At 62.0% G+C, this 24,072-nt stretch carries 16 protein-coding genes and 1 pseudogene; all 17 read left to right on the top strand.

Annotated features, from left to right (window positions below; translation table 11 throughout):
* Positions 1-190 precede the first annotated feature (190 nt).
* The 17 genes and pseudogenes from O3W47_RS23325 (at position 191) to O3W47_RS23245 (ending at position 24,071) form a co-directional block, all read left to right on the top strand.
* The gene (locus O3W47_RS23325; protein WP_269314698.1) at positions 191-1,165 is read left to right on the top strand and encodes an efflux RND transporter periplasmic adaptor subunit; all 975 of its coding nucleotides are present in this window, start codon (positions 191-193) and stop codon (positions 1,163-1,165) included.
* A 100-nt stretch (positions 1,166-1,265) separates the two neighbouring features.
* Positions 1,266-3,578, top strand: a complete 2,313-nt coding sequence (locus tag O3W47_RS23320) for an efflux RND transporter permease subunit (RefSeq protein WP_269314697.1) — start codon at positions 1,266-1,268, stop codon at positions 3,576-3,578.
* Positions 3,539-4,387 carry an efflux RND transporter permease subunit gene (locus O3W47_RS23315; RefSeq protein WP_269314696.1) on the top strand — a complete coding sequence of 283 codons (849 nt, stop codon included), beginning with the start codon at positions 3,539-3,541 and terminating at the stop codon, positions 4,385-4,387. The genes O3W47_RS23320 and O3W47_RS23315 overlap by 40 nt, the downstream gene beginning before the upstream one ends.
* Positions 4,387-5,151: a 4'-phosphopantetheinyl transferase family protein gene (locus tag O3W47_RS23310; protein ID WP_269314695.1), complete on the top strand. Its 765-nt coding sequence runs from the start codon at positions 4,387-4,389 to the stop codon at positions 5,149-5,151. Before O3W47_RS23315 ends, O3W47_RS23310 begins: the two co-directional genes overlap by 1 nt.
* Before the next feature lie 24 nt (positions 5,152-5,175).
* Complete coding sequence (locus O3W47_RS23305) at positions 5,176-5,955, top strand: amidohydrolase (RefSeq protein ID WP_269314694.1); 780 nt, start codon at positions 5,176-5,178, stop codon at positions 5,953-5,955.
* 136 nt (positions 5,956-6,091) lie between these two features.
* On the top strand, positions 6,092-6,766 hold the full coding sequence (locus O3W47_RS23300) for a TetR/AcrR family transcriptional regulator (RefSeq protein WP_269314693.1): 675 nt from the start codon (positions 6,092-6,094) through the stop codon (positions 6,764-6,766).
* A 390-nt stretch (positions 6,767-7,156) separates the two neighbouring features.
* Complete coding sequence (locus O3W47_RS23295) at positions 7,157-11,845, top strand: type I polyketide synthase (RefSeq protein WP_269314692.1); 4,689 nt, start codon at positions 7,157-7,159, stop codon at positions 11,843-11,845.
* Positions 11,785-13,356, top strand: coding sequence for an SDR family NAD(P)-dependent oxidoreductase (locus O3W47_RS23290; protein WP_269314691.1), 1,572 nt, complete (start codon positions 11,785-11,787; stop codon positions 13,354-13,356). The genes O3W47_RS23295 and O3W47_RS23290 overlap by 61 nt, the downstream gene beginning before the upstream one ends.
* The gene (locus O3W47_RS23285) at positions 13,332-14,243 is read left to right on the top strand and encodes a polyketide synthase dehydratase domain-containing protein (protein ID WP_269314690.1); all 912 of its coding nucleotides are present in this window, start codon (positions 13,332-13,334) and stop codon (positions 14,241-14,243) included. Before O3W47_RS23290 ends, O3W47_RS23285 begins: the two co-directional genes overlap by 25 nt.
* A gap of 143 nt (positions 14,244-14,386) precedes the next feature.
* A pseudogene (locus O3W47_RS23280) lies at positions 14,387-15,544 on the top strand (polyketide synthase); the annotation flags it as partial.
* Between the two features lie 163 nt (positions 15,545-15,707).
* The gene (locus O3W47_RS23275) at positions 15,708-17,792 is read left to right on the top strand and encodes a beta-ketoacyl synthase N-terminal-like domain-containing protein (RefSeq protein ID WP_269314689.1); all 2,085 of its coding nucleotides are present in this window, start codon (positions 15,708-15,710) and stop codon (positions 17,790-17,792) included.
* A complete protein-coding gene (locus tag O3W47_RS23270; RefSeq protein ID WP_269314688.1) occupies positions 17,698-18,552 on the top strand; it encodes a hypothetical protein in 855 nt (284 codons plus the stop codon). Before O3W47_RS23275 ends, O3W47_RS23270 begins: the two co-directional genes overlap by 95 nt.
* A 175-nt stretch (positions 18,553-18,727) precedes the next feature.
* A complete protein-coding gene (locus O3W47_RS23265) occupies positions 18,728-20,212 on the top strand; it encodes a PfaD family polyunsaturated fatty acid/polyketide biosynthesis protein (RefSeq protein WP_269314687.1) in 1,485 nt (494 codons plus the stop codon).
* A gap of 26 nt (positions 20,213-20,238) precedes the next feature.
* Complete coding sequence (locus O3W47_RS23260) at positions 20,239-21,603, top strand: aspartate aminotransferase family protein (RefSeq protein ID WP_205529895.1); 1,365 nt, start codon at positions 20,239-20,241, stop codon at positions 21,601-21,603.
* A complete protein-coding gene (locus O3W47_RS23255; protein ID WP_269314686.1) occupies positions 21,600-22,367 on the top strand; it encodes an SDR family NAD(P)-dependent oxidoreductase in 768 nt (255 codons plus the stop codon). The genes O3W47_RS23260 and O3W47_RS23255 overlap by 4 nt, the downstream gene beginning before the upstream one ends.
* A gap of 13 nt (positions 22,368-22,380) precedes the next feature.
* A complete protein-coding gene (locus O3W47_RS23250) occupies positions 22,381-23,610 on the top strand; it encodes a thioester reductase domain-containing protein (RefSeq protein ID WP_174024854.1) in 1,230 nt (409 codons plus the stop codon).
* 101 nt (positions 23,611-23,711) lie between these two features.
* Positions 23,712-24,071 (top strand): ArsR/SmtB family transcription factor, encoded by a 360-nt coding sequence (locus tag O3W47_RS23245; protein WP_269314685.1) that lies wholly within the window; start codon positions 23,712-23,714, stop codon positions 24,069-24,071.
* The last annotated feature ends 1 nt before the right edge of the window (position 24,072 follow it).

The raw sequence follows: 24,072 nt of genomic DNA, 5'->3' as shown, positions 1-24,072 counted from the left end.
CCGGACCCGTCCTGCCATGAACGACCTGAATTCCTCTTTCCCAAATCCCCAGCCTGCAAACCCTCGGCCACTACCCGGACAAACGACCGCACGACGGCCTTCGCGACGCCTGTTCTGGTGGGCGCTGCTCGCCATTGGACTTGCAGGCGGCGCTGTCTGGCTGATGCTGCCGGTTAAGGAGACGCCCGCCGTGAGCCAGACCATGACGCTCGTCAAGGTGCGGCCGCATGTGTCCGTCGTCACCTCAGCGCCTTATGGTTTCAACGCCGGGCAGGACGTTGCCGGCCTTCTCGCCGCCCGCAACGATATTTCCATCGGTACGGCCGTGACTGGCCAGCGCATCGTCGAGGTTTTTGTCGATGTCGGCGATACGGTTGCGGCCGGGCAATTGCTGGCGCGGCTGGAAAGCAAGACGCTCGCGGCCCAGATCGAGCAGACGGAAGCGGCCGTCGCCCGCGCCCGCGCCACCCTTGCCGAGGCCGAGGCGGCGGAGATAGAGGCGAGCGAGAATCTGCGCCGTGCCGAAGGGCTTTCCGGCTCCAGCGTCAGCAAGGAACAGCTTGGCCAGCGCCGTGCCGCAGCGGCCATGGCGCAGGCCAAGATCGAGGGCGCCCGTGCCGAACTGGCGGGCGCGCAGGCGCAACTGACCCAGCACCGTCTCGAACTGGAGCGGACCGAGATCCTTTCGCCGAAACCCGGTGTCATCACGCAACGCCATGCCCGCATCGGTGCGATGCCGGATAGTACGGAGCCGCTGTTTCGCCTGTTGCAGGATGGGGAACTGGAATTTCTGGCCGAAGCGCCGGAGCGGGTGCTGCCGTCCCTGCAGACCGGTCAATCCGTGGCAATCGCGGTCAATGGCGTCGCCCGCGCCATTCAGGGGACCATCCGTGTCGTCGAACCGGCGGTCAACACGCAAAGCCGTCTCGGCATCGTGCGCATTGCCGTTCCACCGACCGCCGATCTGAGGGCAGGCGCCTTTGCGCGCGGCAAGGTCGATTTCGGCGAGCGCCGTTTTCTCGTTTCCGTTCCTGAAGCCGCGCTGCGCTGCGCCGCGAAGGTGCGGCCCAGCTTGTGGTGGTCGATGGTGAGAACAGGGTGGCGCGCCGCGCCGTTCGGGTGGGGCAGGCGCAGAATGGCGTCGTTGAAATACTCGAAGGGTTGAGCGCGGGAGAGCGCGTCGTGGAAAGCGCCAGCGCCTTCCTGCGCGACGGGGATGAGATCGTCGGCGTCAGCGAAGTCGCGCAGAAGGAGGCGGATCGCCGATGACCAATATCTCCTCCTGGGCCATCCGCCGCCCCATCACCACCATCGTCCTGTTCCTGCTTTTGACGCTTGTCGGCATCCAGTCCTTCATGAAGCTGCCGGTCAACGCCAATCCGCGCGTCGATTTTCCGATTGTCACGGTTTCCATCGTTCAGGCGGGTGCGGCCCCGGCGGAACTTGAAACGCAGGTGACACGGCGTGTCGAAGGCGCGATTTCCGGTCTTGCCGGCATAAGACATATTCAGTCGACCATCGGCGATGGGCTTTCCACCACGACGGTGGAATTCCAGCTTGGCATCGATACGGCCCGCGCCACCAACGATGTGCGCCAGGCCGTCTCGCAAATCCGCTCCGAAATGCCGCGCGATATCGAGGAGCCGACCATCGCCAGCGTCGATGTCGAAGGCGGGGCGATCCTTTATTTCGCGGTCCGCGCCCCGCAAATGTCGCCCGTCGATCTCTCCTGGTTCGTCGACGAGACCATCGCGCGCGAATTGCTGACGACCAAGGGTGTGCAGAGGGTGCAGCGGATCGGCGGTGTGAGCCGCGAAATCACCGTCCAGCTCGATCCGGACCAGCTGATCGCCTTCGGCATCAATGCCGAGGATATCAACAATCAGGTTCAGGCCTTCAACACCAATGTGCCCGGCGGCAGAAGTCGGCTTAACGAGAAGGAACAGTCGATCCGCGCGGTTGGCGGCGCGATCACCGCCGCCGAACTGGCGGAGCGGCCCATCAGCCTTCCGAACGGCCAATGGACAACGCTCGCCACGCTTGGCAAGGTAACGGACGGTGAGGCCGAGCCGCGCGAATTATCGCGTCTCGACGGCGAGCCGGTGGTCGGCTTTTCCGTGTTTCGCGCCAAGGGGTCGAGCGATACGGCGGTCGAAGACGCCGTCAATGCCACGATTGCGCGGTTGGTCGACACCTATCCGGGTGTCCAGATCGACCGGGTGCTCTCGACCGTCGATTATACCCGGGCGAGCTATCAGGTCGCCATGGAGACGCTGATCGAAGGTGCTGCGCTGACCGTCGTCGTCGTTTTCCTCTTTTTGCGCGACTGGCGCGCGACATTGATCGCGGCCGTAGCCATGCCGCTTTCGATCCTGCCCACCTTCGCGGTGATGTTTTGGTTCGATTTCACCCTCAACAGCATCACGCTTCTGGCACTGACGCTGGTGATCGGCATTCTGGTGGATGACGCCATCGTCGAGGTGGAGAACATCGACCGGCATCTGCATATGGGCAAACGGCCGTTTCAGGCGTCGATCGATGCGGCTGACCAGATCGGTTTTGCGGTTCTCGCCATCACCGCAACCATCGTCGCGGTGTTTCTGCCGGTCAGCTTCATCGGCGGTGTGATCGGACAATATTTCAAGCAGTTCGGACTGACCGTGTCGGTTGCCGTGCTCGCCAGCATGCTGGTGGCGCGTCTCGTGACGCCGTTGATGGCCGCCTATATTCTCGTACCGAAGGCGGTGAAACACGAAGATCACGGCGCGCCGAAATCCCGCATGGGCCGGGGTTATGTCGCACTTCTGGAGCTTGCGCTTCGCCACCGGCTGAAGACCTGCGGCATCGGCGTTCTGGTGCTGGTTGGTTCCTTCCTGCTGGTGCCGCTTCTGCCCTCGGGCTTTCTGCCGAGCGACGACCGCAGCCTGTCGCGTATCCTGATCGAGTTGCCGCCGGACTCGACGTTGCGCGATACCGACAGTGCCGTGCAGTCGGTGACAGCAGCGCTCCGGGAAATGCCGGAGGTCAAAAGCGTCTTCGCCTCCATCGGCAGGACGGATGACGGCCCCGACGTTGCCCGCGCCTCGCTGCTGGTCAACCTCGTACCGGCCTCCGAGCGCACACTGTCCCAGCGTCAGTTTGAGCTTGGCGCAGCAGGCCTCATCGCCCGCACACCCAATATCCGCTTCGCCTTCCAGAATGAAAATGCGGCGCGCGATATTTCCATCATCCTCGTCGGTGACGAGCCGGAGAAGCTCGCCATTGCGGCTCTTGCCGTGGAAACCGGCATGCGCGGCATCGAGGGCATCGCCAATGTGCAGACCACCGAACCCCTGCCGCGGACGGAATTGCAGATCCGGCCGCGCTTTGACGAGGCGGCCCGGCTCGGCGTTTCCACGCAATCCATCGCCGCCGTCACGCGTATCGCCACGACGGGCGATACGGACGCCAATTCCGCCAAGTTCAACATCGGCGACCGGCAGGTGCCGATCCGTGTCATGATCGACCGGGGGCGCAGAGCAATCTCGATACGCTCGGCATGCTCCGGGTGTCGGTGGCAAATGGCAGCCTGCCGCTGATGTCGGTCGCCGATCTTTCGGTTTCGGAGGGGCCGGGGCAGCTCAACCGCTTCGACCGCCAGCGCCGGGTGACCGTCAGCGCCGATCTCGCAGGCATTCCGCTTGGCGTCGCGCTGGAGCGTATCAATGCGCTCGAAGCCGTGGCCTCGCTTCCGGCCGGCGTGCGGCAGGTGCAATATGGCGATGCCGAATATATCGGCGAGATGTTCCAGAGCTTCAGCGCCGCCATGCTGTTCGGCCTGATGATGGTTCTGGCCGTGCTGATCGTTCTCTTCAAGGATTTTCTGCAGCCGATCACCATCCTCGTGGCACTGCCGCTTTCGGTGGGGGGCGCGATCGTCGGCCTGCTGCTTTATGGCGGCGCGCTCGATCTGCCGGCGGTTATCGGCCTGCTGATGCTGATGGGTATCGTCACCAAGAACTCCATTCTGCTGGTGGAATTCGCCATCGAGAAGCGCAATGGCGGGCTGAGCCGCCAACGGGCGCTGGTCGAATCCGGCGTCGAGCGCGCCCGGCCGATCATCATGACCACGCTTGCCATGGTTGCCGGCATGATGCCGGCGGCGCTCGGGGTAGGGGCGGATGCCGGTTTCCGCGCGCCCATGGCGATTGCCGTGATCGGCGGCCTGATTACGTCGACCCTGCTGAGCCTCGTCTTCGTGCCCGTGGTCTTCACTTATATGGACGATCTGCGCGGCTGGCTCGGCCGCAGGCTGCAGCGTCTCACCTCCGTGACCGCCGCAGACCGGGCAGGGGCGGAGCGTCGGATAGCCGAAGGCGAGGCCGCAACGGTGCAGGGGCAGGGGTGATGGCGGATTATCCGGTCTCAGGCCTGAAGGCGCCCGCCATGCACGAGCATATCGCCGCCGCCGTCTGGCGATCCGAGGGTTTCCTCTCTGGTCCGGTTTTTTTCGATAGCGGATCGGAAAACGTCATCGCGCTCGAGGTGCAATATCATCTGCCATTCTACCGGACGGCCCTGTTCGACCGGCTGGAGGTGGCGATGCCGAAACTGCTGGCCGAAGCGGTTCCCAAGCGGCAGGCGGAGTTTCTCGCGGGCCGTTTTCTGGGACAGGCGGCGCTCACGCTTTTCGGGCGCGACCCTCAGCCGATCGGCATCGGCAACAAGCGCGAGCCGGTATGGCCTTCAGGCATAAGCGGCTCGATCAGCCATTCCCACGGCATCTGCGTCTGCATGGTAACGCAGAACTGCGATGTGAGGGTTGGTGTCGATATCGAAAAAATCGAGCCGGGAGCGGTAACGGAGGTCATCCTGAAGCGCGCCCTCGAGCCGCTGGAGCGCAGGCTGATTGCTGACCGGGAGGAGTGTGACGCAGGCATACTGCCGTTCCTGGTGTTTTCCGCGAAGGAGACCCTGTTCAAGGCGCTTTATCCGGTGGTTGGACCCCATTTCGATTTCCATGCGGCGCGTCTTTTCGAAAAACCCGGCCGCGATGAATTGCTGTTGGAACTGACGCGCCCGCTGCATCGCTCGCTTCCGGCGGGACGCCGTTTTTCCATCCGCTTTTCGGTGACGGGCAGTTTTGTCCGCACCTGGCTTGTTTGTCGTTAAACCCATGTTTTCAGGGAGATATTGATGAGTGACAAGGATCTTCGCGTAACGCTCGTGCAGGCCGATCTGGCCTGGGAAAATACCGAGCGGAATTTGCAGCAATTCGACCGGCATCTCGATGAGATCGAGGCGACGGATCTGATCGTCCTGCCCGAGATGTTCACCACGGGTTTCAGCATGAACCCGAAGGCCGTGGCGGACCCCATGGACGGGCAGGCGGTGAACTGGCTGCTGGAGACCGCGCGCCGGCACGACGCGGATATCGTGGGCAGCGTGGCGATTGCCGAGGACGGGCGTTATTTCAATCGGCTGATCTGGGCGCGCCCGGACAGCACGCTCATTCATTACGACAAGCGGCATCTGTTCACCTATGCGGGCGAGCACGAGCATTATACGCCGGGGCGGGCGCAGCAGTTGATCGAGCTGAAGGGCTGGAGCATCGCTCCCTTCATCTGCTTCGATCTGCGTTTCCCGGTCTGGTCGCGCAATCGCGGCCAATATGACGCGGCGATCTATATAGCGAGCTGGCCCGCCCGCCGCGCTTCTCACTGGAAAACGCTGCTGCCGGCCCGGGCCATCGAAAACCAGTCCTATGTCATCGGCGTCAACCGTGTGGGTATCGACGGCAACGATCTCTCCTATGACGGCGACAGCATGGTCATCGACCCCGTGGGCGAGATATGTTTTCACGCCAATGTGAAGGCAACCGTGCATCAGCAGCGGCTCTCCCGCCAATTGCTGGATGAAACGCGGGCAAAACTGCCTTTTCTTCGCGAATGCGAGCGGTTTGAATTGACCGCCTGATACCTCTGACAGCCGAATATCCGGCCGGGGCGGGTGCGTCTCCGCCCCCATTCGCCTTTTACGGGTAAGGGCGGGTTGACAGGCGAGCGCGATATAATTAATGGACTAAGTGCTCAATTAATTTATGGGAGCAATCATGGCCCGCAAGCTGGATCCAGCCAAGCATGAAGCCAAGCGGCAGCAGATTCTCGAAGCCGCCATCACCTGCTTCGCGCAAAACGGCTTTCACCAGACCACCACGGCGCAGATTTGCGCGGCGGTCGGCATGAGCTCCGGCAATCTCTTCCATTATTTCGACAGCAAGGAAGCGATCATCGAAACGATCGTTGCCGAAGAGCGGCGGGAAACCGCCGACTATTTCGCCGAACTCGGCGCGGCGGACGATCAGTTCGGTGCGATTTTGGGTTTCGTTGACGCCTCGCTGGAGCTTGCGACCGATCCGACCTATGCCCGACTGGTGCTGGAAATCGCTTCCGAAGCCATTCGCAATCCAGCCATTCATGCGCTTGTACGCACCGCCGACCAGGAAATTCGCGCGGGCATCGCCCATCTCGTGCGCAAGGGAATGGAACGGGGACAGATCGACGCCAATCTCGACGCCGAGCGCGCCGCCACCTGGATCGCCGCATTGATCGACGGTGTTTTCTCGCGTCTGGCGGTCGATCCCGATTTCCGGCCCCTGAAAGAGACCGAGATGATGCATCTGATCATAGGCCGCTTCCTTTCGGCACGGCAATATTCCAATGCAGCGGATGAAACCGGACGATGTCCGACGCCGGCAACGGCTGGGGCAGAGGCCCGTACCGAATAGTCCCGGGAAACCGGACTGCGGTTTTCATTTCATGTCTCCGGCAGCCGCCGACATGCGGCGGCAGGCTCGCTTGTATTATGAGAAATCCGATCGTTGATGTGGGGATTTTGACAGCCAGTTTTCACCAGCTCAACCAAAGATGTCTGAATTATGAAAATTTCAACGTAAAGTATATTAATGCTTTTCAAGTGAATGAATATATGTTTTATACGTCCGCAGACGCTTAAGCACGAATTTAACTGAAGAATATACTGACTTAATATTCCGATATCGGGATATTATTCATGCTTATGCCCGCGCAATACCTCGGAATTTTCGAATTACATCCTGATTTTTCTTGTCTCTGACGGGAGCGTTGCTTTCCGTCCCCAGGGAAGGACTATTATTGTGATGCTGCAGAACCACACTCCCACACCGCCGCCTCTGGATATCGCTATCGTCGGCATGGCCAGCCATTTTCCCGATGCGGCCGATCTTTATGATTTCTGGTCCAATATCGTGAACGGTCACGACGCGATCCGCGACGTCGATACGGTCGATCCGGTCGAATATTGGAAGCCGGAGGATTTCTACGATCCCGATCCGCGCGCTGCCGACAAGGTCTATGGCCGCAAGGCAGGCTTCGTGCCGCCGATCGATTTCGATCCCGTCGGTTTCAAGCTGCCGCCGCTGATGCTGCAATCGATCAGCACGGCGCAGCTTTTCGCGCTGCATGTGGCGAAACAGGCCATGGCGGATGCCGGTCTGCTGGGGGCGGTGGCCGAGAAGATCGACCGCGACCGGATCGGCGTCATTCTGGGCGGCTCCGGCAACGGCAATACGGCGTTTTCGCTGGCGGTGCGTCAGCAAATCCCGTTCCTGCGCAATATCCTCCTCAATAGCGGCCTGTCCGCGGAGGTAGCGGAAGATGCGGTCGAGCGGTTGCAGGGCCTGTCGCTGGAATGGAACGAGGATAGTTTTCCCGGCTTTCTCGGCAATGTGGCCTGCGGCCGCATCGCCAGCTATTTCGATCTCGGCGGCACGTCCTATATGGTCGATGCCGCCTGCGCGAGCAGTCTCGCCGCCATCAAGGCCGCCATCGGCGAATTGACGGACGGCAGCTGCGACGCTGTGTTGACCGGCGGCGTCAATCTCGAAAATTCGATCTTCTCGTTCCTGTGTTTCAGCAAGACGCCCGCTTTGTCGAAAAGCAACCGCTCACGGCCATTCGACAAGAAATCCGATGGCATGATGCTGGGAGATGGCGTCGGTTATCTGGTGCTGAAGCGGCTTTCGGACGCCGAGCGCGACGGCGACCGCATCTATGCGGTGATCCGGGCGCTTGGCGCTTCCAGCGACGGCCGCGCCAAGAGCATTTTCGCGCCGCGTTCCGAAGGTCAGGTGAAGGCGCTGAAGCGCGCCTATGCCCAGGCGGGATTGACGCTGGCCGATATTCAATTGATCGAGGCGCATGGCACCGGCACGGAATCCGGCGACGAGACCGAGATCAAAAGCCTCATCAGGCTGGCCGAGGAGCAGGGGCTCGATGGGAGCCATTCCATCGCCATCGGCAGTATCAAATCGCAGATCGGCCATACGCGCTGCGCGGCCGGCGCGGTGGCGATGATGAAAGTGGCGCTCGGCCTTTACCACAAGGTTCTGCCGCCGACGATCAATGTCGAAGAACCGACAGAGGTTCTGACCCGGCCGTTCTACGTCAATACGCTGGCGCGGCCGTGGATGCGCCCGCCGGCAGGCGAATTACGGCGCGGGGCGCTCAGCGCCTTCGGTTTCGGCGGCACCAATTTCCACGTCATTCTGGAAGAATACGAACCGGAAATGCGCGAAGAGGCCTACAGGCTCAGCCGGTCGGCCCAGGTTCTGGCGTTTCATGCACCGACCCCCGCTTTGTTGGAGGCGGCGTGCCGCGATGCTCTTTCGCAGCTTTCCGGGGAGGCGAAGGCCGCGTTTTTCGAAGCCCATCTGGCAGATAGCGGCAGGCTTGCACCTGCGCCATCCTCCGCCCGTCTCGCTTTCGCCGCAGCGACGCCGGAAGAGGCCTGCGAGCTGCTGGCCAAGGCCTTGGCCACGCTGCAATCCGGAACCGACAAGGGTTTCGAACATCCGGCGGGTATCTATTACCGGCCCGAGGCAGCGCCGGTCGCGGGCCGTATCGTCGCGCTTTTCCCGGGGCAGGGCGCGCAATATGTCAATATGGGCGCGGGCGTGACCCTCGATTATCCGGAGCTGCGTCAGGCGGTGGAAGATGCCGATGCCGTGGCGCTCGACGTTGGCCTGCCGCCTTTGTCGGCTGTCATTTATCCGCCGCCGGCCTTTTCCGATGAGGAAACTTTTGCGCAGGCCCGTGAACTGACCCGCACCGCCAATGCCCAGCCGGCCATCGGCGCGGTGAGCGCCGGCTATTTCCGGCTGGTGCAACGTCTCGGTTTTGCGCCTGATTTCGTCGCCGGGCACAGCTATGGCGAGTTGACCGCGCTCTGGGCGGCGGGCGTGCTTTCGGATACGGATTTTCACCGGGCCTCGCTTGCCCGCGGCCGTGCAGTCGAGATGCCGAGCGGTCTTGCCGATCCGGGTGCGATGCTCGCCGCGCAGATGCGTCATGAGGAAGCGGGGGAATTGCTTGCCGCCGTCCCGGATATCGTGATCGCCAATGACAATGCGCCGGAACAGCTTGTTTTCGGCGGCTCGACCGAGGCGATTGCGCGCGCCCATGCCTGGCTTTCGCAGCGTGGCCGCCGCAGCCAGACCCTGCCGGTTTCGACAGCCTTCCACACATCCTATGTCAGCCATGCGGCCGATCCCTACCGTGAAGGCATTGCCGGCGTCGAATTCGCAAGACCGCGCTGCGCGCTTTATTCCAGCGCAACGGCTGAACCCTATGGCGAAGACCCTGCGCATTATCGCGATGCGCTGGTTGGGCAACTCGTGCAGCCAGTGCGTTTTCGCGAAATGATCGAGCGGCTCTACGCCGATGGTGGTTATCTGTTCGTCGAGATCGGCCCCAAGGGTATTCTCGGCAAACTGACCGCCGACATTCTGAAGGGCAAGCCGCATGCGGTGGTTTCGCTCAATCCGAGCGCCAATGGCGAAGAAGCGCTGCAATTGCGCCGGGCGCTGGCGAAGCTGGTGGTGGAGGGCGTTGCCCTCTCTGACGCCGACCCCTATGCCCGCAAGCGCCCGCCGGAGGAGCGGCCGACCAGACAGGCTTCCAGCTTCACCCTTCAGGGCGGCTTTTACCTGACCGAGAAGAACCGCAAGCGGCGCGAACATGCACTGCGCCACGATACGCGCGTGGTGGAGAAATTCCTCGCCGAGCGCACCGCACGAAACATGCCCGGCCCGATTGTTTATCCGGGCCCCAAGGCCGAGCCTCAACCGACGCAGAACATTCCGGTTTTCCCATCGGTTGCCAAACCCGTTCTCCCCACTTCGTCCTCCCATGCCACTGACAGGATCGAGATAGCAATGACGCGCCAATCCGAGAATATTCCGAAGCCGGACCAGATGGACAGGCAGATCGAAAGCCAGAATTTGCTCAGCCAGCTGCACCAGCAGTTCCAGACCAACCAGAAAGATTATATCGACATGCTGGGGTCTCTGGTCAGCAAGCAGCACAGCCTGCTGGAGAAGTTCCACGGCCATCCGCAGATGGAGAGCATGACCGCAAGTCTGGCCCGCAGCCTGCAATTGCTGGAGCGCAATCAGGAACTCTACCATCTCAACCATGAGCGCTACTTCGATAACCAGATGTCGCTGATGAGCGGCGAGGCGGTCCGCAGCCGTCCGCATATGCCGGCCCTGCTGCCGAACACGCTGGAAATGCCGAAGCCGGCGGAGCCGCTGGCATTGCCGCATCAGCAGAGTTTTGCGCCCGCAACCCAGGCCGTAGCAAAACCCGCTATCGTCCCGGCTCCGCAGCCTCTCGCCGCTCCGGTCGAGGCGATTGCCGCTCCGAAACCGGTCTTGCCGGCCATCTCCGTTCCAGCGCCCGCACCAGTCGCCATATCGGCTCCGGTTCTCAGCGCCGAGGATCAGTCACGGATCGCTGTTCTTGAAGCAATCACCGAAGAGCGGCTGATCCGCGAATTGACGGAAATCGTCAGCGAGCGCACGGGATATCCGGTCGACATGATCGGCGATCAGATGGACCTCGAGGCCGATCTCGGCATCGACTCCATCAAGCGTCTGGAGATTTTTGGCGCGATGTTCGACCGTCTGTCGAATGGCACGCGGCTTCTGGAAGATGCGGACAAGAACCGCAACGACGAGAATTTCGATATCGAAACCATGAGCAATATCGCTAAGATGACGCAGTTCTTCCTGCGCACGGTCGACGAATTGCTCGCCGGTATCAAAGGCGCGTCCCCCGCCTTCATACCCGCCGCAGAAATCGTAACGCCGGCTCGGGCTCTCAGCGCCGAAGATCAGGCGCGAATTTCGATGCTTGAAGGAATCACCGAAGAGCGGCTGGTGCGAGAATTGACGGAAATCGTCAGCGAGCGCACGGGATATCCGGTCGACATGATCGGCGATCAGATGGATCTCGAGGCCGATCTCGGCATCGACTCCATCAAACGCCTGGAAATTTTCGGGGCGATGTTCGACCGCCTGTCGAATGGCACGCGGCTTCTGGAAGATGCGGACAAGAACCGCAACGACGAGAATTTCGATATCGAAACCATGAGCAATATCGCTAAGATGACGCAGTTCTTCTTACGCACCATCGGCGAATTGCTGGCCGATATCAAAGGCGTGTCGCCCGTGACCGCCGTTACGGAAACGCCGAAGCCTGCTGCCCCCGCCAGCGCGCCTGCCTCGGCCGGCGCTTCCGTCGTGACCCTTCAGCGTCTCGGCGTGGTGACATCCACGAAGCTCTCCGACGTCGGCGACGAGGACTCCCAGCCAAAAAAGCTTTGGCTGAGCAGGATGCATTCGCGCCTCTTGCTCAGCCGGTTATCGCCGCCCCCTCCGTTTATCGTCACCTTGTGGTGCGCCAGGACCTCGCGCGGCCGGACAGAATGCCGCTTTCGCTTGCCGCCGGCCGCATCTGGCTGCTTGTCGATGACGGCAAGGGATTGAGCGAGATATTGGCCGCGCGCCTGCTGGCGCAGGGGCAGAAAGTCGTCCGCGTCCATCTGTCCGCACCGGCCAAACCGGCAAAGGGCAAAAGAAAGCAAGCTGCCGGAACGGCTATCGACGGTGTGAGGGATTACAGTCTTCAGGACCGCAGCAAAGCGGCCACCGAGGCTTTGATCGCCGAAATCGAGCAGGCGGAAGGCCCCGTCGGCGGCTTCATCCATCTGCAGCCCGCAACCGGTGCGGCATCGATGGGCGAGGTCTTTGCCGAGGCGGGTTATGACGCCGCCGCGACGCTTTTCACCCTGGCCGGTGTCCTGCAACCGAGACTGACGAATGCGGAAGGACGCAACACCTTCTTTGCCGTCAGCCAATATGACGGTGTGCTGGGAACGGCGGGCAGGGGTCTCTTTAACGCGGCCGGGGCAAGTGTCGGCGGATTGGCGAAATCGCTCGCCGTCGAGTGGGAAGACGTCTTTTGCCGCTGGGTGGATATCGATCCGGGCCTCACGGCCGAAGAAACGGCCGGCCTCATCATCGAGGAGCTGGAAGACCCGCAGACGGCGCTGGTGGAGGTGGGACGCGGTTCCGAAGGATCCCGTATGACGCTCTCGGGCCGTGCCGAACCGGTCGCTGCCCGGCAGGAAACCGGGCTCGATGCGGACAGCGTGCTGCTCGTCAGCGGCGGCGCGCGCGGCATTACCGCCGATTGCGTGATCGGCCTGGCAGAACGTCATCCGGTCCGTTTCGCTTTGCTGGGACGCACCGATATCGATGCGCCGCTGCCCGAATGGGCCGAGGGCATCGAGGGCGATGAGGCCCTCAAAGTGGCGGCGATTGCAGCCATAAAGGCCGAAGGCGAGCAGCCGACGCCGGTAAAAGTGGAAAAAATGCTGAATGGCCTGCGCCATGCGGCACATATTCGCCAGACGCTGGCGAAGATCGAGGAACTTGGCGGCAAGGCGGCTTATTTCGCCTGCGATATCGCTGACGCCAAGGATGTCGAGCGCACGGTCGCCGCCGTCGAGGAAACCCTCGGCAAGGTTACCGGCATCGTCCATGGCGCTGGCCTTTTGGCCGACAAGCGCATCGAGAAAAAGACGGCTGAGGATTTCACCGCGGTTTTCGATACCAAGGTGCGCGGCCTGCAAAATCTCATGCAGGCGCTCCAGCCGGGGGCGATAAAGCATCTGGTGCTGTTTTCCTCCGTCTCGGGTTTCTTCGGCAATGCCGGGCAGACCGACTATGCCATGGCCAATGAGGCGCTGAACAAGTTCGCCCATATGTTCAAGGCGCAGTATCCGGACGCCTTCGTGCGCAGCATCGGTTGGGGTCCGTGGGATAGCGGCATGGTCAATGACGTGCTCAAGAAAGCCTATGGCGAGCGCGGGCTGGCGATCATTCCGGTGGAGACGGGCATCCGGTTCTTCGCCGACGAATTCGGCTCCGGCGACGGCGCGCAAATCCTCTTGGCGGCGACAGTTACAGGGTGGCGCGGACAGTCAAGACGGTAACGGCGTCACGCATCGTCGAGCGTGCCGTCGATCTCACGACCGCGCCTTTCCTTGCCGACCATATGGTCGACGGGCGGTTCGTCCTGCCGGCGACGGCTGCGGCGAGCTGGCTGGTGAAGCTCGCCGAAGACATGTTGCCTGGCTACCGTTTCGAGACCCTGCTTGGCTTCAAGGTTCTAAAGGGCGTCGCCCTGGAGGGCGGGGAGACCTGCCTGCTGGAAGCGCAGATCGAACCGGCGGCGGAAACCCATGGCCTTGCCGCCGGCGACCGGCATGCGCTGACGATCTCGGTTGCTAGCCGGACGGGCTCCGAACGTCACAATCGCTATATCGGCACCGTGGTCTTGAGCCGTGAAATGAGCCTTCGCCCGCGCCTCGGTTCCTTCGATCTGCACAAGGACGACGAGCCGCTCGGATATCCGCTCTATGGCACGCCACAGGAAGGCCCGCTCTTGTTCCACGGTCCGAGTTTCCGGGGGCTGCGGGAGGTGCTGAATGGCGGCGACCACGGCCTGACGCTCGCCTGCGAGCTGACGCCGGTGGAAAAGGCGATGCAGGGGCAGTTCCGCACCACATCCTTCAACGCCTATCTCGGTGACGTCTTCATGCAGGCGCCTTGGTTGTGGCTGATCCTCGGCAGCGACTATGCCGGATTGCCTTCCGCCATCGGCCGCATCGACCGTTTCGCCACGCTGGGTTTCGGTGAGAAGTTCTTCCTCTCGATGACGATCAAATCCCTCACACAGGCAAGCCTGCTGGTGGATATCGCCGTGCATGACGAGGTGGGGCAGCTTTATTTCCGGCTGTCGGATGTCCAGTTCACCGTTTCCCGGCAATTGCGCGAGCGGCTGGTGGGGCGTGAAGACAAGGTCGAGGCGGCCGAATAGCCGCCCGACAATTTTTCGGAAAAGCGAAGGCTTTCCGGGGCACCCGTAACAACAGGCAGAGAGACGCGTTTCCGCGTTCCGTATCTGGTCGTTGAGGCCGGAAACGCTCTCTTCTGCGCACAATTTGACGAAGGACGACGGCGATGGGACAGATAGCGATCACGGGTCTTGGATGCGTTTTTCCCGGAGCGGATTCGCCTGACCGTTACTGGCAAAATCTGGTCGAGGGCAGGGACTGCACCTCCCTGCTTTCCGCCGTCGAACTGGGCGTCGATCCCGCCCTTTATCATCATCCCGAGGCGGGAACGCCAGACCACATCTGCTATACCCGCAATGGACATGTGCGCGACTTCCGTTTCGATGCGGAGGGTTACCGGCTGTCGGCAAATGAGCTTCGCGCGCTCGACCCGCTGTTTCACTGGACGATGCATGCCGCACGGCAGGCGCTTGAGGATAGCGGCGCGTCGCCGCAGCGCTGCGGCCTGATCGCCGGTAATATCGGCATGCCGACCCATTCGGGCAAACGGCTGATGTCGGGTTTTTATCATCGCATTCTCGAACCCTATCTGCGGGAATTGCTCGACAGGCCGGATTTCGCTTTCGCCTCCTATTGGGATGCTTCGGGTCTTTCCGGGCTCAACCTCATGACCGGCAGCCACAACGCCACCATCGCGGCTCTGGCGCTCGGCCTGAATGGCCCGACCTATGCCATCGATGCGGCCTGCTCCTCGGCGCTTTACGCGATCCGGGTCGCGAGTTCCTATCTTCTCGACGGCAGCGCCGACATGATGCTGGCCGGCGCGGTCTGCCATGCCGATCATATTTATCTCGACCACGGCTTCAACGTATTGCAGGCGTTTCCGTCCGACGGGCGCTCGGTTCCCTTCGACCGGGCCTCCCAGGGGCTGAAGGCCGGGGAGGGCGCCGGCATCGTGGCGCTGAAACGTTATGAGGATGCGCTCAGCGACGGCGACCGGATTTACGGCGTCATCGAGGCGATCGGCGTTTCCAACGATGGCGGCGCCAAACATATGCTGCTGCCAGACCCCCATGGGCAGATGCTGGCGCTACAGCGCGCCTATGCCGGCATTTCGCCTGAGATCGACTATCTGGAATGCCATGCGACCGGCACACCGGCCGGCGATCAGGTGGAACTTTCCACCATCGAGCGCTTCTTCGGCGAAACCTCGCTGCCGCTTCTCGGCGCGAACAAGGCCAATAACGGTCATAGTCTCACCGCGTCGGGCATGGCGAGCCTTCTGAAAGTGCTGCTGGCCATGCGCCACGACCTGATACCGGCGACGCTGGACATCGAAAACCTCGTCGCCACGCCGAAGGGCCTCGTCAACCGCGATCATATCGTGCGTGAAAACCGGCCCTGGGCGAGGGGCGGGAAACCGCGCCGCGCCGGTATCAACGCCTTCGGTTTCGGCGGGGTCAACGGGCATATGGTGCTGCGCGAACATGTTGCCGGGCGAAGCCGCTCCGGCAGTTGCCACCACCCCGATTGCTGCCCCGGCCGAACTGGATATTGTCGGCATCGCCATGGCTCTGCCGGGGACCGACAATGTGGAAACCTTCCGCGAGACCATCGCCACCGGACGCCAATGGTTCCAGCCCCTGCCGCGCACGCGCTGGCTCGGCCTCGAACAGCGCCGCGATATTCTCGCCATCGGCGGCATGGAAGAAGCGCCGAAGGGCGGCTATATCGAGAGCTTCGATTTTGATTGCCGCCATTTCAAGCTGCCGCCCAAGGTCATCGGCAATCATCTTCTCGCCCATGCCTTCCTGCTGCCCGTGGCAGAGCGGGCGTTTCTCGATGCGGGTTATGCGCTGGACGGGCAGAGACGCAATATTGCGGTGATCGTCGCAAGGGATGTCGATCATAGCTGCCTGCGCTATCAGGCGCGTAACGAGATCGGCTGGCAATTGCGCGACAGCCTCGAGCGCTGCGGCGTCGCACTTTCTGCCGCGCAGATACAGGCGCTGCAGGGCATCGTCAAGGACAGCCTGTTCCCCGAACCCTTCGCCGAAGGCATTACCGGCGGGGTCGGCAATATCGTCGCAAGCCGCGTCGCCGCGCATCTTCGGCTCGACGGACCGGCCTTCGCGCTCTGCTCGCATGAAAGCTCGGCTTTCAAGGGGCTGCAACTGGCGCGCTACATGCTTTCCGAAAATATGGTCGACGCGGTCATTCTGGCGAGCAGCGCCTGCGATGGCGGGCTCGAAAACATGGTCTATGCCACGCCCCATCGCAGCCAGCCCGTGGGCGAGGGCTGCGGCGTGCTGATGCTGGAAAAGGCCAGGAGCGGGGCGGTTGGCCGGGCCTATGCGCGCCTGCGCGGGCTTGAAATCCAGCACGATACGAACCCTGGCGTGACCTTCCGGCCCTCGGCGGATGCGGTGGCCCGCACGGCTGAGGCCTGCCTGCAAAAAGCCGACGTCGCGCCTGCGGATATCAGCTATATTGAGCGCTACAGCATGGCGCATGACGCGGAAGCGCGCGTCGAGGCGGATGGGCTGGCAGAGGTTTATGGCGCGGCCGTTGCGACGGGAAGTTCCAAGAATAATTACGGACATCTCGGTGCGGCGTCCGGCATACTCAGCCTCATCAATGCGGCGCTGGTTCTGCATTATGGCCTGTCGCCGCGATCCGCGAACGAGCGGCAGCTGGCGGCCATCAGCGGCATGGGTGTCGACCGGGCCTATGCGCATATCGTGCTGGAAAGCCCGGCCGTGGCGCGGCCGCATGCCACGCGCCCATCGGTGCAGACGCCGGCGGCCGATCCGCTGCTGGTCAGGGTTTTCACCGGACGGGAACGCACCATCCCCGAGATCATTCTTGATCCCGCCAATATCGCTCTCTTTCAAAAATCACGGTTCGGGACGCCGCTTCGGCCGTCCCCGGCAGTGGTGGCCGAATCTTTCCCCAATCCGGTCACCGACTGCCTCCAACGCCTGCCGCTGGACTGGCAGCAGCGGCAGGCGGTCCGCAATGCCCGCACCAATCTGCGGTTCATGGAGACCGAACAGGCGTTTTATCGTCGCCTGCGCCATACGATGGCCAGTGAAACGGTTATACCGGCGCGTCCCGCCCTGTTTAACGAAGCGCAATTGATAGAGCTGACCGACGGTTCGGTGAGCCGTGTGCTCGGGCCGGATTATGCGCTGGCCGATAGCTACGCGATCCGCACGCGCATGCCGTCGCCGCCCTATATGTTCGCGTCGCGCATCACCGGTACGACCGCGAAAGCCGGCGCGCTGGAGCCGTGCCGCATCGAATGGGAACTCGATCTGCCTGACGATGCCTGGTTCATGTGCGAGGGCAAGGTTCCGGCTTTCGTGGCGCTGGAATCTTCCCATGCGATGATCGTCGCCTTTACGCTCATCGGTTGCGACCAGCTCTTCCGGGACGAATTGCGCTACCGCGCCGTGGACAGCCGCACCTTCGTTTATGGCGAAATGCCGCGCGCCGGGCGAATTGCTGCGCGGGCGGGTGGATATCAAGTCCTTCCTCAAGGTGGGGCGCAATATTCTGGTCTCCTATGAATATTGGTGCCTTGCGGATGAGCGGCCCGTCTTCCGTCTGGAAGCGAATTCCGGCTTCTTCCTGCCGCGCGATCTGGAGCGTTCCAAGGGGGTCGATCCGGCGCCTTACCTCAAGAATGACGGCACGGCGCGAAGCCCGTTCACGCCGCTTCTCACCTGCGCGAAACAGCATTTCGCCGAGGCCGAGGTCGAGGCGCTGGGTGCGGGCGATCCAGCCGGCTGCTTCGGCCCGGACTACAGGACTGACGCCGTTCCGCCGAAATTGTGGACGCCGATGGCGAGAATGCTCGATCGCGTGGTGTCCGTCGATCCCAAAGGCGGGGCGTTCGGCCTCGGTGTGGTGGTGGGCGAGCGGGATATCGATCCCGATCACTGGGCCTTCAAGGCGCATTTCAAGAACGACCCCTGCGTGCCCGGAACGCTTCTGGTGGAAGGCTGCGAACAGCTCCTCAAATTCTATCTTGCCTATCTCGGGCTGTATTCGGCTCCCGGCCTCGATGGCCACACGCTGACCGATCACCAGTACAGCGCCAAGTTCCGCGGCGAGGTGAAGCCGCAGCGCGATACGCTGCGCTACCGCCTGACCTGCAAGTCGATCGACGTCGCCTATGGCGAGGACGGCGTGACACTGGAGGCTGCATCCTTCGTCTTCGTCGCCGAGATCATCCACAAGGATAATGTCATCGGCATTTGCGACAATCTCGGCGCCGGTTTTTCCCGTCGCCGCAACGACCAATCATCATGGGTGGCCGCAGCATGAACGAGAACCTGCACATCAATTCCACACCGCTTCTGCGGGCATGGCGAAAACACGCGGATAGCGCCGCTTCCATCGAGACGACCGGCCGGCTTCTCGCCGATCTCGGCCGGCGGCTCTATGTGGTGAATGCCGGCGACCGGCTGGGGCTTGAAACGGCCTGCGTCGACGCTGAGGCATGCGAGGGCATGGTGCCGGCGCTGGAGCCGCAGCAGCTCGGCGATCCGGCTTTCCTTCACGATTACGGCGTGCGCATGGCCTATTACGCCGGCGCGATGGCGAATGGCATCAATTCCGAAGACATGGTGGTCGCGCTTGGCGGCAGGGGCTTCTCGGCTTTCTCGGCGCGGGCGGGCTCGGCCGCGAGCGTGTCGCATCGGCGCTGGCGCGTATCGGCTCAGCGCTGCCGCAGGGTCCGTGGGGTGTCAATCTCCTGCACAATCCCGGCGATGCCGAATGGGAGATGGATGTGGTGCGCCTGTGCATCCGCCATGGCGTCAGGGTGGTGGAAGCCTCGGCCTATATGAACCTGTCGCCGGCCATCATTTACTGGCGGGCGTCCGGGCTTTTCCGAAACGGGCAGGGGGGCATCGACATCCGCCACCGCATCATCGCCAAGGTTTCGCGGCGCGAGGTGGCGCAGCATTTCATCCATCCGGCTCCGGAAAAAATGTTGGCGAGGCTGGTTGAGGACGGCGTTATCTCCACTGAACAGGCGGCGATGGCGGGCGAGGTGCCGATGGCCGACGACATCACCGTCGAGGCAAATTCCGGCGGCCATACCGATAATGGCGTGCTGAGCTGCGCCTTTCCTTCCATTGCGGCGCTGCGCGATGAGATCGCCGAAGCCCGCGGCGAAGCCTTCTGCATTCGTATCGGTGCGGCGGGCGGCATTGGCAATCCGCAGGCGGTTTACGCGACCTTCGCCATGGGTGCGGCCTATGTCTGCACCGGTTCGATCAATCAGGCCTGCATGGAGGCAGGCACCTCGCCGCAGGTGAAGACGCTGCTCGGACGCGCGAAAACGGACGATGTGGCGATGGCGCCCTCCGCCGACATGTTCGAGATCGGCGCCAGGGTGCAGGTGCTGAAGGGCGGCACCATGTATGCCATGCGGGCGCAGAAGCTCTACAATCTCTACAAGCAATATGACGGCCTCGAAGATATTCCGGCCGCCGAGATCGCCAGTCTGGAAAGCGTGATTTTCCAGAAGTCGCTGCCGCAGGTCTGGGAGGAGACACGGCAGTTTTTCAAGGCGCGCGGCAACACTAAAATTGTGGAAGCGGCCGAAGCGCATCCGAAGAAGCGCATGGCGCTGGTCTTCCAGTGGTATCTCGGCCAATCGTCCCGCTGGGCCATTGCCGGCGAGAAAACCCGCGCGGTCGACTATCAGATCTGGTGCGGCCCCGCCATGGGCGCGATCAACGAATGGCTGCGCGGCAGTCCCTATGAGACGGTCGAAAGCCGCTCCGTCGTCGTGATCGCCGACCTTCTGATGCGCAATGCGGCCTATCTGGCGCGGCTTTCCGCCCTCAAACATGCGGGCATGCCGGTGCCAGAAGCGCTTTATCGCTACCGGCCCTGGGCGGACAATTTCGCGCCGCACCTCATGCCGTCCTCAGCCAATTCCTCCCTGCCAATCGGAACCGTCCCGGCAGCATAGCCGGCCTAACTGGAGAAAGCACAGCCATGATCACGGATACAGACAGCAAGCTGACGCTGAAGATTTCGCGCGATTTCTACAAGCGCCTCTGGGAACTGATGCCGGGCGGCACCCACTACAATTTCGGCGATGCCGAGCGCGCCTTCGTGGTGCCTTTCAACAAGGGCCGCAATTCCCGTGTATGGGATCTGGACGGCAACGAACATCTGGACCTGTTCTGCAAATTCGGCGCGCTTTTCGTCGGCCACCACAACGAGGCTTATAATGAGGCGCTCATCCGCTACATGGAAAAGGTCACCTCCGTCGATACCTGCGATCTGGAGATCGAGGTGGCGGAACTGATGATCAAGCATATTCCCTGCGCCGAGATGGTGCGCTTTTGCCTGAGCGGCACGGAGGCGGTGCAGAATGCGCTGCGGCTGGCGCGCGGCTTTACCGGCAAGAACCGTTTCATCCGCTTCCATGGCCATTATCACGGCAATGCCGACAACGTCATGGGTTTCCGCAAGAAGGACAATCTCGATTTTCCCGTGCCGGAAAAATACCAGGGCGACATGCTCGATACGCTCGGCCGTGCCGAAGGCGTGCTGGAAAGCCAGAGCTTCATGCTGCCGTGGAACGATATCGACGCGCTGGAAGCCACCATCCGCCGCTACGGCAACGAAATCGCCGCCGTGCTTATGGAGCCGATCTGCATCAATGGCGGCGGCATCTTCCCGGTCGAAGGGTATCTGGAACGGACCAAGGAACTGTGCGAAGAGCATAATATCGTGCTGATCTTCGACGAGATCATCACCGGCGTGCGTCTTGGTCTCGGCGGCGCGCAGGATATTCTGGGCGTCACCCCGCATCTCGCCACCTTCGGCAAGGCCCTCGGCGGCGGATCGATGCCGATTTCCGCCATCGCCGGCCGGCGCGATATCATGGACCTTTATACGCGCGGCAAGGTCATCCATGCCGGCACTTTCAACGGTTATCCGCTGGGTCTCGCCGCAATCAAGGCGACTTTCGATATCGTCGAAAAGGACCCCGGTTGCTACGACCGGATGCGCCGCTACACCGAGCAGATTTCGGGCGTTTTCACTCGCGCGGCCAAGGCCGCCGGCATGCCGCTCGTCATTCAGGGCATGCCGACGGCGCTGGTCTATCACTCGCAGGAAGAGCCGGTGGATCGTTCCGAAGGCTATTCGCACAAGGTGAAATTCTGCGACATCATCATCCGCGAGGTGAGCAAGCGCCACGGCATCCAGTTCTCGCCGCTGTCGCGCATCTATTCCAACCTCCTGATGAACCAGGACGACGTGCATTTCTTCGAGGAGCGCATTTCCGATGCGCTCGTCAATGCCCGCAAGGTCATGGAAATCGCCTTCAAGGATGAGGAAGTCGCGTGAGCCAGCAAATCGCGGTCGTTACCGGTGCTTCTGGCGGCTTCGGCGCCGCCATTACCCAATCCCTGCTGGAGGTGGGTTATGCGGTGGCGGCGACGGATATCGACGTCGCCGCGCTGCAACGCCTCGCGCAGGAGACGGGAAATTCCGAGCGCCTCGGCATTTTCGCCATGGATGTGACGGACCATGGCAGCGTCGAGCAGGCGTCCGGCGCCATTGCCGATAAAATGGGACTGCCGGTGACCGTGCTGGTCAACAATGCCGGCATTCTCGACCGCACCTATTGCGTCAACGATCGCAGCCAGACGCAGTCCCGCAAGGTCATCGACGTCAACCTTGCGGGCGCGTTCAACTGCACCGGTGTTTTCACACGCTCGATGGTGCGCCAGCGTTACGGGCGCGTCATCAACATCGCCTCGATTGCGGGCATCTGGGGGGCAGGGGGCGGGGCGGCTTATGCCGCCTCCAAGGCCGGTCTCATCAAGGCTTCGGAATCCTGGGCGCAGGAACTCGGGCAGTTCAACATCAGCGTCACGGCGATTGCGCCGGGCATCTGCAAGACCAACATGTCGAAGCCTTTCGAGCAGGAAGGCATCAACGACACGGTGGCCGATGAACGTCTGGTGCGCTCCATCGTGCCGGTCGGGCGCTGGGGCACGCCTGAGGATGTGGCGGAAGTCGTGACTTTCCTCGCCACCTGCAAAACCAATTATCTCAATGCCGCGGTGATCCCCATGGATGGCGGCATGCGGGTCGGAACACTGTGAACGGAGATCGGCGATGACATATCAGAACGACGTGGAAAATATCCTGCTGACAGGCGCCACCGGTGTGATGGGCGGCCGTCTGCTGCAGGAATTATTGAGCGCGACGAAAGCGACGATTTATTGCCTCGTGCGCGCGGCCGATATGGCGGAGGCGACGAGCAAGATCGAGAGCGTGCTGTTCTGCTACGACGAGGAGCGCAGCCTCAAACAGGAAGCTGCCGCACGCATCGTGCCGGTTCTCGGCGATGTTTCCAAGTCTCATCTTGGCCTGCAACGGCAGGTGTGGCGCGACCTCGCCGCCAGGATGGATATTGCGCTGCATTGCGCGGCCAATGTCAATCTGATCGCCTCCTACAGCAAGATTGCGCCGGTCAATGTCGGCGGTTCGGCCAATATGGTGGAGTTCTGCCTCGAGGGGAAAATTCCCCTGATGCACACATCGAGCTTCAGCGTCATCGGCGACAAGCTTTATGAGGATTTCACGCTTTATGAGGATGCGCTCGATGTCGGTCAGCGTTTTCCCGACATGGATTACGAACGCTCCAAATTCGAATCGGAAAAGCTGATGCATGCCGCCGGGCAAAAGGGCCTCGATTTTATCATCGTGCGGCCGGGCAATATCTGGGGCGACAGCCGCACCGGCCGCTATCCGCTGACCCAGACCAAGGTGAAGGGCATTTATTACGAGGCCGTTCGCGCCGTCGTGGAAACCGGCTTCACCTTCGCATCGGATGAGGATTTCGACATCACGCCGGTCGATTACGTGGCGCGGGCAAGTCTTTACCTCGCCATGAACTGGCGCGCGCATAACCGCCGCACCTTCAATCTCGTCAACCCGAGGCCTATCGACTGGAACACGCTCGTGGAACAGGTGCGCGATTGCGGTTACGTGGTGCGCGAACTCTCGCGCGACAATTATTTCGATGCGCTCAATCAGGGCCGGATGCTGCGGGAGGGCAAGGCGTACAGCTCGGTCTTCACCGATCTGCTGTCGATGCTGGGCAATGGCGACTATGTACGCGACAGCGGTAAATACGATACCGCCAACGCCCGGAAGGCGCTCGCGGGAAGCGGAATTAGCTGCCATGAATGCGATGTCATGCTGATGATGCGCTATCTCGACTATGCCTTCGAAAAAGGCTTTCTGCCGCTCGCCGGTAGCGGCTTTCCGCTGGCTGAAATTTCGAGGACCGTCGTGCCGCGCGGTTTCATGGAGCGGCTTTACGACGCGAAGCTCGCTTAAGCGCTTTCAGGGCCAGGGCGAGGGAATTCCCTCGCCCTGGCCAGCCGACCATGACGATATCCGGTGCTTGACACATTTAGTATATCCATTATTCTGGATATATGGATAACATTAGTGCCATAACCGCGCTTGGCGCGCTCGCCCAATCTACCCGACTGGAAACTTTCCGGCTTCTCGTGCGCCACGAGCCGGATGGCATTCCGGCCGGTGAGCTTGCGCGTCTTGTCGACGTTCCCCAGAACACGATGTCGGCGCATCTCGCCTCGCTTTCCCGGGCCGGTCTGGTCAAGAGTGAGCGGCAGAGCCGGTCTATCATCTATCGCGCCGATCTTGACGGGTTGCGTCTGCTGACCCTGTTTCTGCTGAAGGATTGCTGCGGTGGTTCGACCGAGCTTTGCGCGCCGTTGATTGCCGAGCTGACGCCCTGCTGCAGCCCGCAGGCGAAGCCCGAAAGGCAATGAC

It is taken from the genome of Agrobacterium sp. LMR679 (assembly GCF_027157905.1).
GTDB classification, from domain to species: Bacteria; Pseudomonadota; Alphaproteobacteria; order Rhizobiales; family Rhizobiaceae; genus Agrobacterium; species Agrobacterium leguminum.
Note: the sequence above shows the minus strand (reverse complement) of the source record. Positions and strands in the feature narration are given on the sequence as shown.

Excerpts from the sequence above, each read along its gene's own strand:
- O3W47_RS23320 (WP_269314697.1), top strand. The coding sequence starts at position 1,266 with ATGACCAATATCTCCTCCTGGGCCATCCGCCGCCCCATCACCACCATC.
- O3W47_RS23315 (WP_269314696.1), top strand. The coding sequence starts at position 3,539 with ATGCTCCGGGTGTCGGTGGCAAATGGCAGCCTGCCGCTGATGTCGGTC.
- O3W47_RS23310 (WP_269314695.1), top strand. The coding sequence starts at position 4,387 with ATGGCGGATTATCCGGTCTCAGGCCTGAAGGCGCCCGCCATGCACGAG.
- O3W47_RS23305 (WP_269314694.1), top strand. The coding sequence starts at position 5,176 with ATGAGTGACAAGGATCTTCGCGTAACGCTCGTGCAGGCCGATCTGGCC.
- O3W47_RS23300 (WP_269314693.1), top strand. The coding sequence starts at position 6,092 with ATGGCCCGCAAGCTGGATCCAGCCAAGCATGAAGCCAAGCGGCAGCAG.
- O3W47_RS23295 (WP_269314692.1), top strand. The coding sequence starts at position 7,157 with ATGCTGCAGAACCACACTCCCACACCGCCGCCTCTGGATATCGCTATC.
- O3W47_RS23290 (WP_269314691.1), top strand. The coding sequence starts at position 11,785 with ATGCCGCTTTCGCTTGCCGCCGGCCGCATCTGGCTGCTTGTCGATGAC.
- O3W47_RS23275 (WP_269314689.1), top strand. The coding sequence starts at position 15,708 with ATGTTGCCGGGCGAAGCCGCTCCGGCAGTTGCCACCACCCCGATTGCT.
- O3W47_RS23270 (WP_269314688.1), top strand. The coding sequence starts at position 17,698 with ATGGCGAAATGCCGCGCGCCGGGCGAATTGCTGCGCGGGCGGGTGGAT.
- O3W47_RS23265 (WP_269314687.1), top strand. The coding sequence starts at position 18,728 with ATGCGAGGGCATGGTGCCGGCGCTGGAGCCGCAGCAGCTCGGCGATCC.
- O3W47_RS23260 (WP_205529895.1), top strand. The coding sequence starts at position 20,239 with ATGATCACGGATACAGACAGCAAGCTGACGCTGAAGATTTCGCGCGAT.
- O3W47_RS23250 (WP_174024854.1), top strand. The coding sequence starts at position 22,381 with ATGACATATCAGAACGACGTGGAAAATATCCTGCTGACAGGCGCCACC.
- O3W47_RS23245 (WP_269314685.1), top strand. The coding sequence starts at position 23,712 with ATGGATAACATTAGTGCCATAACCGCGCTTGGCGCGCTCGCCCAATCT.